Here is a 14053-nt window from a genome sequence, read left to right as displayed (position 1 = left end):
CTTCGCGAGCAAGCCCGCTCCCACACGGGTTTCGGTTAACCGGCTGGCAGCACGTCGGTCCACTGACACACCGCTGCAAGTACTGCCTTAGAATGAGCCCGACGCAACCTATAACAATGAGAGTGACCCGATGATGCAAGCGCAACTGTTGAGTCAGCGCAGCACCGTATTCGACCACGCCGACCCTTACGCGGTGTCGGGCTACGTCAATCAGCATGTCGGTAACCATTGCATACTGATGCCCCGGGCCGGGCGACCGCTGGCCAGCCTCAATCACCGCAAGTTTGCCAGCCTCGACCTGTGCCGCATCAGCTATGGCGGCAGCGTACGGGTCACCTCCGGTGCGCTGGAAAGCATCTATCACCTGCAAGTGTTGTTGCGCGGCAATTGCCTGTGGCGCGGGCACGGTCAGGAACACTACTTTGCACCGGGTGAGTTGCTGCTGATCAATCCTGATGATCCTGTGGACCTGACGTACTCTGACGATTGCGAAAAATTCATTCTCAAGGTCCCGACTTCGCTGCTGGAGTCCGTCTGCAACGAGCAGCGCTGGCGTTATCCGGGGCAGGGCGTGCGGTTTCTGGAGAACCGTTACCAGCTCAACGAACTGGAAGGTTTTGTCGGGCTGCTAGCGATGATTTGCCAGGAAGCCGAGGCCACCGAGCAGATTCCCAAGGTGCAGGAGCACTACGCGCAGATCATCGTCAGCAAGATGCTCAGCCTGATGAAGACCAACGTCAGCCGTATCAGTCTCGGCTCACAGACGGCTACGTTCGAGGTGATTGCCAACTACATTGCGGGCCATCTCAAGCAGGACATCGACAGCGAAGAACTGGCACGCCAGGCGCGGATGAGTCTGCGCTCGTTGTACGGATTGTTTGAACGCAACGCCGGCACCACGCCGAAAAACTACATCCGGCAAAAACGCCTTGAGCGCATCAACGCCTGCCTGAGCGACCCGACCTGCAACGTGCGTAATGTCACGGAAGTGGCGATGGATTATGGCTTCCTGCACCTGGGCCGGTTTTCGGATAACTATCGCAAGCAGTTCGGGGAGTTGCCGTCGGATACGCTGAAGCGGCGGGAGTGAGATGCAGGGAGGCTTCACGGGCCTCTCGAAGTTAGCCAATCCACCGGTTATCCAAACTGATTTGCCTGCAAAAGGGATAAAGATTTTTTCAGACTAGTTCAAGCTCAGCGGCTGCGACAAGGCCAAACATTACGAGTAAAAGTCCCCAGCCGGTCCACTGTAAAACAATCAGCTTTCGCCTTAAGACAGCAGGGAAGTTCTTCAAGTCCTCGGCGCTGGCACCTCCATCGCGTAGGTAAAGGCGAGGTGTAGTCATTACTCCCATTATGGCGCCCAGTAAAAACATATTCCCCCAAGGTCCGCCGTTCCTGAATGGTGCTCGAATCATAACTGCGGGGCAATTTTGCAGGTGATTTAGCATCACATCCATTTTTGTGTAGGCAAGGTGGAGTGATATGCCAATTATTATGAATATGCCCGCAAAGTCGATTAAACCGACACAAAGAAATATTTTGTCCGCGGTACTTATGCTCACTTAATGGTCTCGTAGATTTTTTCTCTGCAGGAATGGGCGCGCCGATCAATAGAACAGTCCGGAGTTTCCGATCAACACAAGTAAAATTAGTGCTGCGAAAAGCCCCAGTGCGCTCCAGTGCATAATTATTAACTTACGTTTTAGGAAGCGAGGGAAGGCTTGCAAGTCTTCTGAGCTTAGCTCGCCCCTTTTGAGATAGAATCCGGGGAACGTGATAATTCCTGAAATTCCTCCTACAAGCATCAAGTTTCCCCACGGACCACCGTGCCTGAGCGGAGCACGAACCATGATGGCTGTGCAGTTCTTCAAATGATCCAGGATAAAATCCATTTTTGTGTATGCCACATGTAGCATTACAACGATCCAAATAGACATCGCGATAATCACTACCCCGGATGAATAACCGATAACTATTTCAATGCTGTTCATTTGTATTCTCATATATTAATTCGCCTAATGCTTCTCCCCTATCCCCCCCTAAAAACCCACCTGCAAAAGAACCTGCCCCGACTACTATCAGGCCGCATGCGAGAGTGGCCGTTCCTCCCGTCGGGATTGCTAAGCCCGCGCAGACCCAGCCCACCGTTGAGCCGGTCAATATTGCTGACGCGAAAGCACCACCTATCACTCCTCCGGCAAAACCACCAACTTCTGTAAATTTCACCCTCTTACAAGCCTCCTCATCCTCTGCCGCACATACGCCCTGAACTTTGATAACTGACGCTCCACCGCCCACAGCAGTGCCAACCCAACCGCCATACTTGACATACTTCGCCGCTTTAGAAACGCCTTCAATATGCGTGGCATAACCAGGGATCTGTCCAACAGCCCCAGCTTTTCTCCAGCGATGAACAAGACTTTTAGTCGATATGCCCAACACGTTTTTCAGATTGGGGTGATCCGGAAAGCCAATGCTCTTTTTTGTAAGTTTGGTGAGCTGGGTATTCAACTGAGCCAGCAGGCGCTTACGTTCGGAGTAAAACTCGGCGGTGTTCAAGTGATCATTGGCCTGGAAAGTCCGAGTATGCAAACTCTCGATGTCACGCAGAATGACATTCACGTCGTCCAGGTTCTTCGCGAACATGGAAAGTCCGAAGCTGGCACCGAGTGAGCCCTTCGAAAGAAAGAATGCAATCTCATCATAGTGACGCGCCATGAAATCGGCCTCTTCTGAACTGAGAGGCTCCAGGGCTCTATTTACATTACCCGCCGCTTGCATCAACAGCGCTTCTTCGAAGGTACATTGCTGGTTGTTCGGATCGCTGAGAACAATCATCGTCCCGGCTTTTACCTTATCCAGATTCGGATTCAGGGCCTTGAATTTGGCGATGACGGCGTGGGAGGCTGAAGTGAAAAGCTGAGCTTCCAGTTTGTCAGCGGTAGTGCTCCTGGGGACGACGTAGAACCCTGGTTCTTCTTGTGGGACGGCCGCAGGCCATTGCTCTTGAGGAAAAAACTTCAAGTCCGAGACTGGATGCGGCGAAGAGGTTGCCCTCAATGCGTCGGGCGAATTCGCGGTCGTCGACTCGAGGCTTTGAGCATGGACAAAGCGCAATAAGCGTTCCGGGTCGGGTTTTAATGAAGGCTGTGTGAGCGTTGAGTTCGGGATTCTTTTAACCCGTTCATTGATCGCGCCCTGAGCTTTTCGCGTAACGGCTTGCGATTGGCTAAGCAGGTCTCGTTGTTCTTGCACAAGCGCCTGTATGCCTTGCTCCGGAGTTATGTTGCCCTGCGCAACATCGTCCGCAACGCGCTTTGCATAAAAGGCGACTTCTCGATTGAACCGTTCACGCAGCATACCTTGCGCAAGATGACGGGTACCAAGAGTGCGAGCTTGCCCCACCAGTTTGCCCGCGGCACTGTTGACCTCCCATTGCTCATGACGATTCGGACTCATCCTTCATCGCCCCACGAGCTGTAACCCGCGGTTTTTGCCAGGTGGTGGGTCCAGGTAATGTCGCGGTAACGAATAGCCACCTGTTCCTGGGGCTCGGCGTCGTTTTGAAAAATGGCATGAGGCATTTCAAGCGTCAGGTCGGCAATAACTCCGCCATTGATCGAAACGGTATAAAACTTTTCCTGCATGCCAAAAGCCGACACGCGATAGAAACTTATCGTGCAGTTGATTTCTTCTCTGTTTGAAAGCGCTTGAGCAAGCAGCGGTGATGATTTATCGACGGCTTTTGTGATGATGATCGGACTATGCGTCGACTTTTTGATGTTCCCGATATTGGCGATGTTGTGGCTGTAGGAGAGCACCATGATTTCATCGGTGTGCGCTGCCTGATACTTGTTGCCGATAGAGTCCTGGGTTGAACAGCCCGCTGAAATCAATCCTTGAGCTTTTCCGTTTATGGTCATGTAACCGTGATTAGCCATAGAACCACTCCTTGTAGTCAGGCGGGCAGTCTATGGCAGAAGTTGTAAGCAGTTATGTAGTCCGATTCCGAAAATACGTTCTGCACTAAACGGATAAAGGTCTGCACCCAGCGGATAGTCCACCCCATTGCCCCGTCCTAGCATGAGCCTTGCCTGAACAATAACAATGGAGGCGGCGGCCATGACCCTGCGACCCGAATATCTTCAATCCCTGCTTGAGGACGATCCAGAACAAGGCATCTACCGCTGCAAGCGCGAGATGTTCACCGACCCGCGGCTGTTCGATCTCGAGATGCAGCACATCTTCGAAGGCAACTGGCTGTACCTGGCCCACGAAAGCCAGATCCCCAACAAAAACGACTTCTACACCACCACCATGGGGCGCCAGTCGATCTTCATCGCGCGCAACAAGGACGGTGAGCTCAATGCGTTCCTCAACGCCTGCAGCCATCGTGGCGCGACGCTGTGCCGGCACAAGTCCGGAAACAAGAGCTCGTACACCTGCCCATTCCACGGCTGGACCTTCAACAACTCCGGCAAGCTGCTCAAGGTCAAGGATCCGGCCGAAGCGGGCTACCCGTCGAGCTTCAACTGCGAAGGCTCCCACGACCTGACCAAAGTTGCGCGTTTCGAGTCATATCGCGGTTTTCTGTTTGGCAGCCTCAAGGCCGACGTAGTCCCACTGGTTGAACACCTGGGCGAGTCGGCGAAGATCATCGACATGATCGTCGACCAGTCCGCCGATGGCCTGGAAGTGCTGCGCGGTTCCTCCAGCTACATCTACGAAGGCAACTGGAAACTCACCGCCGAAAACGGCGCCGACGGCTATCACGTCAGCTCCGTGCACTGGAACTACGCTGCCACTCAGAACCAGCGCAAGCAGCGCGAGGCCGGCGATTGCAACCCGACCATGAGTGCCGGCAGTTGGGCCAAGCAGGGCGGTGGTTTCTATTCCTTCGACAAGGGCCACATGTTGCTCTGGACCCGTTGGGCCAACCCCGAGGACCGTCCGCTGTACGAGCGTCGCGATGAACTGGCCCAGGACTTCGGCAAGGCCCGCGCCGACTGGATGATCGAGAACTCGCGCAATCTGTGCCTGTACCCGAACGTGTACCTGATGGACCAGTTCAGTTCGCAGATCCGTATCGCCCGGCCGATCTCGGTCAACCGCACGGAAATCACCATTTACTGCATCGCCCCCAAAGGCGAAAGCGACCACGCCCGTTCGAGCCGGATTCGTCAGTACGAAGACTTCTTCAACGTCAGCGGCATGGCCACCCCGGACGACCTGGAAGAGTTTCGTTCCTGCCAGACCAGTTATCAGGGCAGCGTGACCGCCTGGAACGACATGTCCCGTGGCGCCGAACACTGGATCGAAGGCGCCGATGAGGCGGCCAAGGAAATCGACCTGCATCCGCTGCTCAGCGGTGTGCGCACCGAAGACGAAGGTCTGTTCGTGCTGCAACACAAGTATTGGCAGCAGACCATGCTCAAGGCCTTGGCCGCAGAGCAGTCCGAACTGATTCCTGTGGAGGCCGTGCAATGACCATCACCTATGACGCCGTACGCGATTTTCTCTACCGCGAAGCGCGCTACCTCGATGACCGACAATGGGACGAATGGCTTGAGTTGTACGCCCCGGACGTGACGTTCTGGATGCCGTCCTGGGACGACAACGATGAGTTGACCGAAGACCCGCAGCGGGAAATCTCGCTGATCTGGTACGGCAACCGCACCGGTCTGGAAGACCGCGTCTTCCGCATCAAGACCGAGCGTTCCAGCGCCACCATGCCGGACACCCGCACCTCGCACAACATCAGCAACATCGAGCTGCTCGAACAGGCCGACGGCTTCTGCAAGGTGCGCTTCAACTGGCACACCCTGAGCTTTCGCTACAAGACCGTCGACAGCTATTTCGGCAGCAGTTTCTACACCCTCGATGTGCGCGGTGAAAACCCGCTGATCAAGGCCAAGAAAGTGATCCTGAAGAACGATTACGTTCGCCAGGTCATCGATGTCTACCACCTGTGAGGCAGCGGTCATGACTCATTCCATCGCATTCAATTTTGAAGACGGCGTCACCCGATTCATCGACGCCAATGTCGGCGAAACCGTGGCCGATGCCGCGTATCGCCAAGGCATCAATATTCCACTGGATTGCCGCGACGGCGCTTGCGGCACCTGCAAATGTTTCGCCGAGGCCGGCCGTTATGATTTGGGCGAGGAGTACATCGAAGATGCGCTCAGCGCGGAAGAGGCCGAGCAAGGTTTCGTCCTGACCTGCCAGATGCGCGCCCAGAGCGATTGTGTGGTGCGCGTGCCGACCTCATCCGAGGTGTGCCGCACCCGTCAGACCAGTTACGACGCGACTATCAGTGCCGTGCGCCAGCTGTCCGACAGCACCATCGCGCTGTCGATCAAGGGCGAAGCCCTGAGCAAACTGGCGTTCCTGCCGGGGCAATACGTGAACCTCGGGATTCCCGGCAGCGAGCAGACCCGCGCCTATTCGTTCAGCTCGTTGCAGCGCGACGGCGAGGTCAGTTTCCTGATCCGTAACGTGCCCGGTGGCTTGATGAGCAGCTTCCTCACCGGCATGGCCAAGGCCGGCGACAGCATGAGCCTGGCCGGGCCGTTGGGCAGTTTCTACCTGCGCGACATTCGCCGTCCGTTGTTGCTGCTGGCCGGCGGTACGGGGCTGGCACCGTTCACGGCAATGCTGGAAAAAATCGCCGAGCAGGGCAGTGAACATCCGCTGCATTTGATCTACGGCGTGACCAACGATTTTGATCTGGTGGAAATGGATCGACTCGAAGCGTTTGCTGCGCGAATTCCGAACTTCAGCTTCAGTGCCTGCGTCGCCAACCCGGACAGTCAGCACCCGCTTAAGGGCTACGTGACTCAACACATCGAGCCGCAGCATTTGAACGAAGGCGACGTCGATGTCTACCTGTGCGGCCCGCCGCCGATGGTCGAGGCGGTCAGCCAGTTCATCCGTGAAAAAGGCATTGCGCCGACAAACTTTTACTACGAGAAATTTGCCGCCAGCGCGGCCTGAGTCGCGCTGTTGTGGGAGAGAGACATGAACAGATTCCACGAAAAAGTCGCGCTGATCACCGGCGCTGCCCAAGGTATCGGTCGGCGCGTTGCCGAGCGCATGGCGGCGGAAGGTGCGCGGTTGATTCTGGTCGATCGCTCCGAGCTGGTGTTCGAGGTTCAGCAGCAATTGGGGCAGGGCAGCCAGGTGCTCGCGCTGACCGCCGATCTTGAGCAATACAGCGAATGCAGCCGCGTCATGCAAACCGCCGTCGAGCGTTTCGGGCGTCTGGATGTGCTGGTCAATAATGTGGGCGGGACGATCTGGACCAAGCCTTTTGAGCATTACGAAGCGTCGCAGATCGAGGCTGAAGTGCGCCGTTCGCTGTTCCCGACGCTGTGGTGCTGTCACGCCGCGTTGCCGTTCATGCTTGAACAGGGAAGTGGCGCCATCGTCAACGTTTCCTCCATCGCCACGCGCAGTGTCAATCGCGTGCCGTACGGTGCGGCGAAGGGTGGGGTCAATGCGCTGACCGCTTGCCTGGCCTTCGAAACCGCCGGTCGCGGGATTCGGGTCAATGCCACCGCGCCCGGTGGCACCGAAGCGCCGCCGCGGGTCATTCCGCGCAACAGCGCCGATCAGAGCGAGCAAGAGAAGGTCTGGTATCAGCAGATTGTCGACCAGACGCTCGACAGCAGTTTGATGAAGCGCTATGGCACGCTGGATGAGCAGGCAAGCGCTATTCTGTTTCTGGCCAGCGACGAAGCGTCTTATATCACCGGCATGATCATGCCGGTCGGTGGCGGCGACCAGGGTTGATCCATTTACAAGCGACGCTGAAACGCTTTGATGATTTTGAGCGTGGCGTCGCTTGTGTTCAGGTTCTGGATCGCGTCCAGCGGATACCAGATGCAATCGAAAATTTCGTTTTGCGGACGGGCCTCATCCGCGTTCGCCACTGTGGCTTCGTACACATGGTGTCGGGTGCTGGCCGTTTGCAACTCCATCAGGTACAGCAACCCGTCGACCCCAAGCCCGGTCTCTTCCTGAAGTTCTCGCGTGGCGGCGTCGGCAATGGCTTCACCAGGCTCAACCTTTCCGCCGGGCAGCATCCAGCGACTCCTTGGCTTGCGCACCAGGAGAATGTGCCGGTCCTGCTCGCAAATGACGGTCGCGCGTACTTTCATGTGTTACCCAATTGCCGCTTGTCATAAATCAGTCATAAAAATGCAATATTCGAGCCGGGGTGTCTGTCTCAATGGTTGGAGTGATGGACGAGGTTCAAAGTGCAACCGGATGTCGGAATCCTGGCGCGACGTCTGGTTGGCACTTCAGGGAAGGTCGGGTGTAAGGTATTCAAGTGAATCCAGGATCATCACTGCCGAAATGGAGGTGACTATGAGCGTTCCGATGCTGACCAAAATGCACATGAACGGTTATGACGTACTCAGCGTGAACAACGGCCCATGGCGGGTGTGCACCAAAGGTGACCGGCTTGGAGCCTTTGGCAGTAGAGAGGAAGCACTGGCCTTTGCGGCCGCTCTTCCCGGCTACAAGGCCAGGGCAAGTCGGCCTGCACGCAGCCAGAAATCAGATAAATAGCGCACTTGCAGCCCCGGTTCGCCGGGGCTTTTCTTTGCTGGGCGCTGAAGTCCTGGACTAATAACCGCCGCCGGTACTGCGGGAAGGCTCTCGGGCTTTTTGCTGCGCGTGGCTCCATTCCGCGCAGGTCATGAAGCTTGTATGGTCGACCTTGCCCCTGCCATCGAAACTGACGTTGTACGTCTGCTGATGGCCGGCCTGCGTCAGCTTGTAGTCAAAGCAAGTGCCAGGCTCAACGGTGCGATCCGTTATGGATAAAGGCTGGCCGCCAATCTGCTGGACTTGATCCTTGCTCATGCCAGTCTCGACCTTTGCGACCAGCGGCTGATCACGATAGATACTTGATTCGGTGCTGCAGCCACCCGACGCGGCCAGTACAACGGCCAGCGCGCATAGAGGCTTGTACATGGCCGTGCTCCTGCTATTGAGCTTTCGTTCGAGTGATAATCTTGGCTTTCACTTCCTCGGCATAACCCTTCAGTCGTTCTTCATCTCCCTGAAACAACTCGCACAGCTTTAGGGTTGCTTGCGCATCCACATCATTGCCGGCCAGGCGTAGCTGCTCTGCGATGCGCAAAAGCTCTACCGCTGACCATCTCAAATCCGACGCAACACCTTGCAGGTCACGCCGAAGTTCGTTTTCAGATTCGTTAAGCCACATGATGACCTCCTGCCAATCTCTGCTACGAAATTTTAGTCCCATTTCCCGGATCAGGGCGTTTTGTTCGTCTGAGCCGTTGGTGCAGCCTTTTGTCGGGAAAATGAACGTGAACCCGCAGATCTGATGTCGTAGTGAGGTAGTGAATTTTTGCTAGGGCGAGGCAACCACCAATGACGACTACTGATGACTTTAGATTTCATGCCCATGAACTGATGGTTGATCTGGACGCGGCCACCACGGAAATGATGAAACTGATTTCTGCACATCAGCTGAGCGGCCCGGAATGGGAGCGGGTCACTCAATGGCAGCATGAAGCGTATGAAAGATGGATGACTTATCTGAACGAGAGGTCGTATCCGGATCCCGGTGATCACAACGCCCCTTGCTAAGGTGAGTGCAACAGATGGATGTCTGGACAGCGACACGCTACATTCCCTTTTTTCGGGTTAAGGAAGCGTCATGCGCAAATTGATTGGGGGCGTAGGGTTAGCGTTGCTGGCGGGCTGTTCGTTGCCCGCGTCCTTGGTGCCAGGTGAGCCCAATCTCAGCAAGTACAGCAACAAGGCGCCTAAAGACTATGCCGCGTGCGTTCTGCCGGCGTGGCAGCACGAGATACCCAACACGACCCAATCGGCGATTTCCAATGGCTACAGGGTCAAGGCACCGAGCATCATTACGGCCGACGAGATTGTGGATATCGTGAAATCGAAGGGTGGCAGTCACATATCGCTTTATCAGGGGCCGCCCTGGGCGAAATCCGGGGCGTTGCGTCAGGCAGTGCGTGATTGTCTGTAAGGTTTAGTCGGATCGGTCACCTGGATGATCGGGTCGTCGCTTGACTGAGTGCTCGCACTGGTTTTCTTTTCCCGACGATCGTTCATCCAGTTGTCCACCTGAGCACTGAATTGCGCCGGCGCTTTTTGTCCGACCTTCCTGGCGAGATCAAGAATGGTCTGCTGGGCGAGGGCGTCTTCCATCGCCGCCAGCGATGACATCGGCAACTTCGCACTGATGACCTGCCAGCGCGCTATCTCGCTGGGTCGTCATGCCGGTAACAACGTTGCCGTACAGATTCTGGGCGTGGACCCGACCCCGTACAGCCAGCCTAACTACGTGACCTGTCTGGATCTGGGTGCCTGGGGAGCGGTCTACACCGAAGGTTGGGACCGCCAGGTGAAGTTGATCAAGGAGGAAGCCAAGGCGTTGAAGACCCAGATCAACACGATGTGGATCTACCCGCCCGCGGCTGATCGTGTCACTGCGCTGGCTTCGGCGGATCCGATGATTCCTGTCGCCTGAAACGTCGGCAGCGTTGCTTCGATAACGCTGCCGCTTAGAAAAAATCCCGCCCGGGTTTTCCTGGGCGGGATTTTTTTTGTGCCTTGACCGGTTGTCTTCGTGAAATTTAACGTGTACTTTTTCATGAAAATAAAAGTATAAAAATTCACGAGGCCTGCATGTTTCAGCAATCTACCCAGCACGTCGCCAGCTATTACGCCCACACCTGCGCGGATCGCTTGGTGGATCGAGCGGTTCTTGAAGGCGAGCAGGATACCGAGGTGTTGATCATCGGGGCCGGCTTCAGTGGATTGCATACGGCGTTGCGTCTGGCCCTGGCCGGTAAGCGCGTGACGTTACTGGAAGCCAGTCGGGTGGCCTGGGCCGCCTCGGGGCGCAATGGCGGTCAGGCCATTCTCGGTTGGTCGTGTGACATGCCACCGTTGGAGGCAGCGCTGGGTTATGAGCGCGCGCGCCGGTTATGGGACAGCATGCGCTGGGCTGCACAGGAGTTGCGAGATTTGCCCGCGCGCCATGGTTTCGATTGTGACTATCGGCCCGGCCACCTCTGGACGTCGGTGATGCCGCGTCGGGTGAGTCTGCTGACGGAATGGCAACACGAGGCCAGTCACAAGTGGGGCCACGATGGATTGCAGTTTATTTCGCGCGAGGCGTTGCCTGATTGGGTCGCCAGTGAGCGCTACCAGGCGGGTCTGTTCGATCCTGAAGGCGGGCATTTGAATCCGCTGAAACTGGCGCTCGGCCTGGCCGCTGCGATTGAACAGGCCGGTGGACGCATTCATGAACAGAGCAAGGCGTTGAGTTATCACGAAGAAGGCGATCGTTATGTGGTCACCACTGAGCGCGGTCGCATTCGCGCTGACGTGCTGGTGCTGGCGTGTAACGCCTACCTTGATCGGCTCGATCCGAAGCTTTCGAGTTGCGTGTTACCGGTTGGCACTTATCAGGTGGCCACCGCGCCACTTTCAGAGCAACAGGCGACCGCGCTGCTACCCAGCAATGTGTGCGTCACCGACAACCAGTTTGTCCTCGATTATTTCCGCCGCACGCCGGACAACCGCCTGCTGTTCGGTGGTGGTTGCACTTACCTGGGCGGCATGCCGAAGGACATCGCCGCTGCGACACGGCCCTATCTGGAGCGCGTGTTTCCCCAGCTCAAGGGCGTCGAACTGGACTTTGCCTGGGGAGGCCACATCGATCTGACCCTCAAGCGCACGCCTGACATCGGTCGACGTGGCGATCTGTACTGGCTACAGGGTTACTCCGGACATGGCGTGCTGCCGACATTGGCCGGGGCGCGTGCCGTGTCCGACGCGATACTTGGCCAGCCGGATGAGCTGGCGTTGTACCAGGGTTTGTTCAATGGCAGCTTTCCCGGTGGAAAGTATTTGGCAGCACCGCTGGAAGCTATCGGCAAAGCCTGGTATCGGCTGCGCGACAGCCTTTGAAACATCAATTTCTGGAAGCCTTCAGATGGACATGCAAGAAGAAATCTCGGCGCTGGCGATCCTGATCCAGGACCTGCGCAAACACAAAAAATACACGCTGAAAGACCTGGCGGACAAAATCGGTCGTTCGGTCGGGTTTCTCTCGCAAGTCGAGCGGGGGTTGTCACGTCCCACGGTGGCGGACTTGACCGCCATCAGCGAAACACTCGGCGTGCCGACTACCTATTTCTACAGCTTGCCCAAGCCCATGGCATTGCCGTGGGTGACCCGTCCGGATGAGCGACGCACGCTGTATTACGCCGACGGGATTACCGACATCCTCGTCTCTCCGAAGATGAGGGCGTCCTTTTCAATGCTTGAAAGCCAACTGGAGCCTGGCGCCAGTAGTGGTGATCGGCACATGAACGACAGCTCGGAGCAGGGTGGCTATGTCCTCGAGGGGGAATTGACGCTGTGGCTGGATGACAATAAGCCGGTGACATTGCGCACCGGCGACAGTTTTCAACTGGCCAGTCATACGCATTGTCGCTACGGCAACCTCTCGGATCAGCTCACCCGGGTGCTTTGGGTTTACACCTGATAAAACAACAAGGAACACTAACGATGGATGCTGTCTGCTCTGATCTGGTTGCTGAGGTTCGCGCGTTTCGTCAGCGCTTCCCGCAGGTGCGTTACGTTGACCTGATTTCCCTGGACATCCCCGGGCATTTTTACGGTAAGCGCTACCCGATAGAAATGCTCGAGAAGGTCGCCGCCGGCAGCGCGCTCAAGCTGCCGCAAAACTGTGTGTTGCTGGGTACGCAGGGTGGTCTGTTCAAAATCGGCGACTACTGTTTCAACGACGGCGACCCGGATGCTCCACGCCGCCTGGTGCCCGGTACGCTCAAGCCCGTGAGCTGGGAAAAACAACTGCTGGGGCAAATGCTGATTACCTCAAGCGGTACTGAAAAGCCTATCGTTTTCGAGCCGCGTGAAGTGTTGGCGCAGGTGCTCGAGCGCCTCGGCCGAAAAGGGATATTTCCTGTGGTCGCGTTCGAACTGGAGTTCTATCTGTTCGATCGCCAGCTACGTGACGGCTTGCCACAGTTCCCTCGCGATCAGCTGACGGACGATGCCGATGATCAGCCGAATATGCACATCGAACGGCTGTCGAGATTTTCACCGGTACTCGATGACATGGTCGAGACGGCGCGGGCGCAAGGCATCGATGCCACAGTGATCACTGCGGAGCTGGGCCCGGGCCAGTTCGAGATCAATTTCGGTCACCTTGACGACGGCCTGCGTGCGGCCGACTGGGCGGCCCTGTTCTGCCGCAGCACACGGGGGGTGGCCCTCAAACACAACCACCGCGCCAGCTTCATGGCAAAACCCTACTTGCAGCACCCCGGTAGCGGCATGCATGTGCATGTGAGCCTTTACGACGAGGCGGGAACCAACCTGTTGGCGGCTAACGATCAACAGGCGCTGCGCCATGCAGTGGCCGGTTGCCTTGAAGTGTTGCCGCATTGCATGCCGATCTTTGCACCGAATCACAACGCAATGCGGCGCTTGAGCGGCACGGTGAATGTCGCGACGCGCGCCAGTTGGGGCTTTGAAGATCGTGACGCTTGCCTGCGGGTGCCTGAGTCGGACGCTAAAAATCTGCGCATTGAACATCGCCTGGCGGGCGCGGATGCCAATCCTTATCTCGTGTTGGCGGCGATTCTGGTCGGGCTGGAGCAAGGGCTGGAAGTGGGCCGTGAACCGATTGCATCCCTAAACGAAGATCGTGGCAGCGGAATCGACTTCCCGCTGGAGATGCTGGAGGCCGTGCGTTCGATGCAAAACAACGTGCAACTGCGCGAGGGTTTGGGGGCAGAATTTTTAGATGTCTACTGCGAAAACAAGCGCCAGGACCATTTGGCATTCCTGCAGGACATCAGTGCGCGGGAGTATCGCTGGTACCTCTAGATCAGTCCTTTTCGTCGCTCGTCCATAAAAAATGTGTGGATATTTAATGAGTTGGACGTTTTAGTAACTGAATAGTGAATCAAAATATATTGTTACAGACGGAAATATTAAGTAA

General features: G+C 56.5%; 17 protein-coding genes and 2 pseudogenes. 12 read left to right on the top strand and 7 right to left on the bottom strand.

All coding sequences use genetic code 11. From position 1 onward, the window contains the following. Window positions 1-130 precede the first annotated feature (130 nt). A complete protein-coding gene (locus tag JFU47_RS06710) occupies window positions 131-1090 on the top strand; it encodes an AraC family transcriptional regulator (protein WP_274609984.1) in 960 nt (319 codons plus the stop codon). 520 nt (window positions 1091-1610) lie between these two features. Here the strand turns inward: JFU47_RS06710 and JFU47_RS06705 are convergent. Genes JFU47_RS06705 through JFU47_RS06695 form a run of 3 tightly spaced genes read right to left on the bottom strand, consistent with a single transcriptional unit; the run spans window position 1611 to window position 3944 of the window. Continuing rightward, window positions 1611-1994, bottom strand: a complete 384-nt coding sequence (locus tag JFU47_RS06705) for a hypothetical protein (RefSeq protein ID WP_140682270.1) — start codon at window positions 1992-1994, stop codon at window positions 1611-1613. Beyond that, window positions 1981-3462 carry a hypothetical protein gene (locus JFU47_RS06700; protein ID WP_201181993.1) on the bottom strand — a complete coding sequence of 494 codons (1482 nt, stop codon included), beginning with the start codon at window positions 3460-3462 and terminating at the stop codon, window positions 1981-1983. Before JFU47_RS06700 ends, JFU47_RS06705 begins: the two co-directional genes overlap by 14 nt. Beyond that, window positions 3459-3944, bottom strand: a complete 486-nt coding sequence (locus JFU47_RS06695; protein ID WP_140682274.1) for an Hcp family type VI secretion system effector — start codon at window positions 3942-3944, stop codon at window positions 3459-3461. Before JFU47_RS06695 ends, JFU47_RS06700 begins: the two co-directional genes overlap by 4 nt. Window positions 3945-4125: 181 nt before the next feature. Between JFU47_RS06695 and benA the strand changes: the two genes are divergently transcribed. From benA to JFU47_RS06675, 4 genes are read left to right on the top strand one after another with little or no spacing between them, the layout of a single operon-like run. Continuing rightward, complete coding sequence (gene benA / locus JFU47_RS06690) at window positions 4126-5490, top strand: benzoate 1,2-dioxygenase large subunit (RefSeq protein WP_140682276.1); 1365 nt, start codon at window positions 4126-4128, stop codon at window positions 5488-5490. Further along, window positions 5487-5975: a benzoate 1,2-dioxygenase small subunit gene (gene benB, locus JFU47_RS06685; RefSeq protein WP_123367995.1), complete on the top strand. Its 489-nt coding sequence runs from the start codon at window positions 5487-5489 to the stop codon at window positions 5973-5975. The genes benA and benB overlap by 4 nt, the downstream gene beginning before the upstream one ends. A gap of 10 nt (window positions 5976-5985) precedes the next feature. Next, on the top strand, window positions 5986-6999 hold the full coding sequence (benC, locus tag JFU47_RS06680; protein WP_201181991.1) for a benzoate 1,2-dioxygenase electron transfer component BenC: 1014 nt from the start codon (window positions 5986-5988) through the stop codon (window positions 6997-6999). 24 nt (window positions 7000-7023) lie between these two features. After that, window positions 7024-7797: a 1,6-dihydroxycyclohexa-2,4-diene-1-carboxylate dehydrogenase gene (locus JFU47_RS06675; protein ID WP_008154556.1), complete on the top strand. Its 774-nt coding sequence runs from the start codon at window positions 7024-7026 to the stop codon at window positions 7795-7797. Between the two features lie 5 nt (window positions 7798-7802). Here JFU47_RS06675 and JFU47_RS06670 read toward each other — a convergent pair whose 3' ends face one another. Beyond that, window positions 7803-8165, bottom strand: a complete 363-nt coding sequence (locus JFU47_RS06670; RefSeq protein WP_201181989.1) for an NUDIX hydrolase — start codon at window positions 8163-8165, stop codon at window positions 7803-7805. 211 nt (window positions 8166-8376) lie between these two features. Here JFU47_RS06670 and JFU47_RS06665 point away from each other — a divergent pair, with 211 nt between their 5' ends. Next, window positions 8377-8580, top strand: coding sequence for a DUF2188 domain-containing protein (locus JFU47_RS06665; protein ID WP_111452175.1), 204 nt, complete (start codon window positions 8377-8379; stop codon window positions 8578-8580). Between the two features lie 57 nt (window positions 8581-8637). Here JFU47_RS06665 and osmE read toward each other — a convergent pair whose 3' ends face one another. Both osmE and JFU47_RS06655 read right to left on the bottom strand, forming a co-directional pair. Then, window positions 8638-8988 carry an osmotically-inducible lipoprotein OsmE gene (gene osmE, locus JFU47_RS06660; protein WP_201181988.1) on the bottom strand — a complete coding sequence of 117 codons (351 nt, stop codon included), beginning with the start codon at window positions 8986-8988 and terminating at the stop codon, window positions 8638-8640. A gap of 13 nt (window positions 8989-9001) precedes the next feature. After that, complete coding sequence (locus JFU47_RS06655) at window positions 9002-9241, bottom strand: hypothetical protein (protein ID WP_095129729.1); 240 nt, start codon at window positions 9239-9241, stop codon at window positions 9002-9004. A 170-nt stretch (window positions 9242-9411) separates the two neighbouring features. On the opposite strand from JFU47_RS06655, the gene JFU47_RS06650 reads away from it, so the two are divergent. Next, window positions 9412-9630, top strand: a complete 219-nt coding sequence (locus JFU47_RS06650) for a hypothetical protein (protein ID WP_140682288.1) — start codon at window positions 9412-9414, stop codon at window positions 9628-9630. Between the two features lie 70 nt (window positions 9631-9700). Beyond that, on the top strand, window positions 9701-10036 hold the full coding sequence (locus JFU47_RS06645) for a hypothetical protein (protein ID WP_201181986.1): 336 nt from the start codon (window positions 9701-9703) through the stop codon (window positions 10034-10036). Here JFU47_RS06645 and JFU47_RS33525 read toward each other — a convergent pair. Next, window positions 10012-10221, bottom strand: a pseudogene (locus tag JFU47_RS33525) (hypothetical protein); the annotation flags it as partial. The gene JFU47_RS06645 and the pseudogene JFU47_RS33525 overlap by 25 nt on opposite strands. On the opposite strand from JFU47_RS33525, the pseudogene JFU47_RS06640 reads away from it, so the two are divergent. The 4 genes and pseudogenes from JFU47_RS06640 to JFU47_RS06625 all read left to right on the top strand — a co-directional run. Continuing rightward, window positions 10220-10540: pseudogene (locus JFU47_RS06640) on the top strand (NAD(P)/FAD-dependent oxidoreductase); the annotation flags it as partial. The pseudogenes JFU47_RS33525 and JFU47_RS06640 sit on opposite strands and share 2 nt — an antisense overlap. A gap of 158 nt (window positions 10541-10698) precedes the next feature. Then, window positions 10699-11988, top strand: coding sequence for an NAD(P)/FAD-dependent oxidoreductase (locus tag JFU47_RS06635; protein WP_201181985.1), 1290 nt, complete (start codon window positions 10699-10701; stop codon window positions 11986-11988). 25 nt (window positions 11989-12013) lie between these two features. Further along, window positions 12014-12568, top strand: coding sequence for a helix-turn-helix domain-containing protein (locus JFU47_RS06630; RefSeq protein WP_123368004.1), 555 nt, complete (start codon window positions 12014-12016; stop codon window positions 12566-12568). Window positions 12569-12591: 23 nt separating this feature from the next. After that, a complete protein-coding gene (locus JFU47_RS06625) occupies window positions 12592-13938 on the top strand; it encodes a glutamine synthetase family protein (RefSeq protein WP_201181983.1) in 1347 nt (448 codons plus the stop codon). The last annotated feature ends 115 nt before the right edge of the window (window positions 13939-14053 follow it).

Origin of the sequence: Pseudomonas sp. TH39(2020) (assembly GCF_016650715.1) — a bacterium.
GTDB classification, from domain to species: domain Bacteria; phylum Pseudomonadota; class Gammaproteobacteria; order Pseudomonadales; family Pseudomonadaceae; genus Aquipseudomonas; species Aquipseudomonas mandelii_C.
Note: the sequence above shows the minus strand (reverse complement) of the source record. Positions and strands in the feature narration are given on the sequence as shown.

What these genes read in the sequence shown, in the direction of transcription:
- JFU47_RS06710 (WP_274609984.1), top strand. Translation starts at nt 131, where the DNA reads ATGATGCAAGCGCAACTGTTGAGTCAGCGCAGCACCGTATTCGACCAC.
- JFU47_RS06705 (WP_140682270.1), bottom strand. Translation starts at nt 1,994, where the DNA reads ATGAACAGCATTGAAATAGTTATCGGTTATTCATCCGGGGTAGTGATT.
- JFU47_RS06700 (WP_201181993.1), bottom strand. Translation starts at nt 3,462, where the DNA reads ATGAGTCCGAATCGTCATGAGCAATGGGAGGTCAACAGTGCCGCGGGC.
- JFU47_RS06695 (WP_140682274.1), bottom strand. Translation starts at nt 3,944, where the DNA reads ATGGCTAATCACGGTTACATGACCATAAACGGAAAAGCTCAAGGATTG.
- benA (WP_140682276.1), top strand. Translation starts at nt 4,126, where the DNA reads ATGACCCTGCGACCCGAATATCTTCAATCCCTGCTTGAGGACGATCCA.
- benB (WP_123367995.1), top strand. Translation starts at nt 5,487, where the DNA reads ATGACCATCACCTATGACGCCGTACGCGATTTTCTCTACCGCGAAGCG.
- benC (WP_201181991.1), top strand. Translation starts at nt 5,986, where the DNA reads ATGACTCATTCCATCGCATTCAATTTTGAAGACGGCGTCACCCGATTC.
- JFU47_RS06675 (WP_008154556.1), top strand. Translation starts at nt 7,024, where the DNA reads ATGAACAGATTCCACGAAAAAGTCGCGCTGATCACCGGCGCTGCCCAA.
- JFU47_RS06670 (WP_201181989.1), bottom strand. Translation starts at nt 8,165, where the DNA reads ATGAAAGTACGCGCGACCGTCATTTGCGAGCAGGACCGGCACATTCTC.
- JFU47_RS06665 (WP_111452175.1), top strand. Translation starts at nt 8,377, where the DNA reads ATGAGCGTTCCGATGCTGACCAAAATGCACATGAACGGTTATGACGTA.
- osmE (WP_201181988.1), bottom strand. Translation starts at nt 8,988, where the DNA reads ATGTACAAGCCTCTATGCGCGCTGGCCGTTGTACTGGCCGCGTCGGGT.
- JFU47_RS06655 (WP_095129729.1), bottom strand. Translation starts at nt 9,241, where the DNA reads ATGTGGCTTAACGAATCTGAAAACGAACTTCGGCGTGACCTGCAAGGT.
- JFU47_RS06650 (WP_140682288.1), top strand. Translation starts at nt 9,412, where the DNA reads ATGACGACTACTGATGACTTTAGATTTCATGCCCATGAACTGATGGTT.
- JFU47_RS06645 (WP_201181986.1), top strand. Translation starts at nt 9,701, where the DNA reads ATGCGCAAATTGATTGGGGGCGTAGGGTTAGCGTTGCTGGCGGGCTGT.
- JFU47_RS06635 (WP_201181985.1), top strand. Translation starts at nt 10,699, where the DNA reads ATGTTTCAGCAATCTACCCAGCACGTCGCCAGCTATTACGCCCACACC.
- JFU47_RS06630 (WP_123368004.1), top strand. Translation starts at nt 12,014, where the DNA reads ATGGACATGCAAGAAGAAATCTCGGCGCTGGCGATCCTGATCCAGGAC.
- JFU47_RS06625 (WP_201181983.1), top strand. Translation starts at nt 12,592, where the DNA reads ATGGATGCTGTCTGCTCTGATCTGGTTGCTGAGGTTCGCGCGTTTCGT.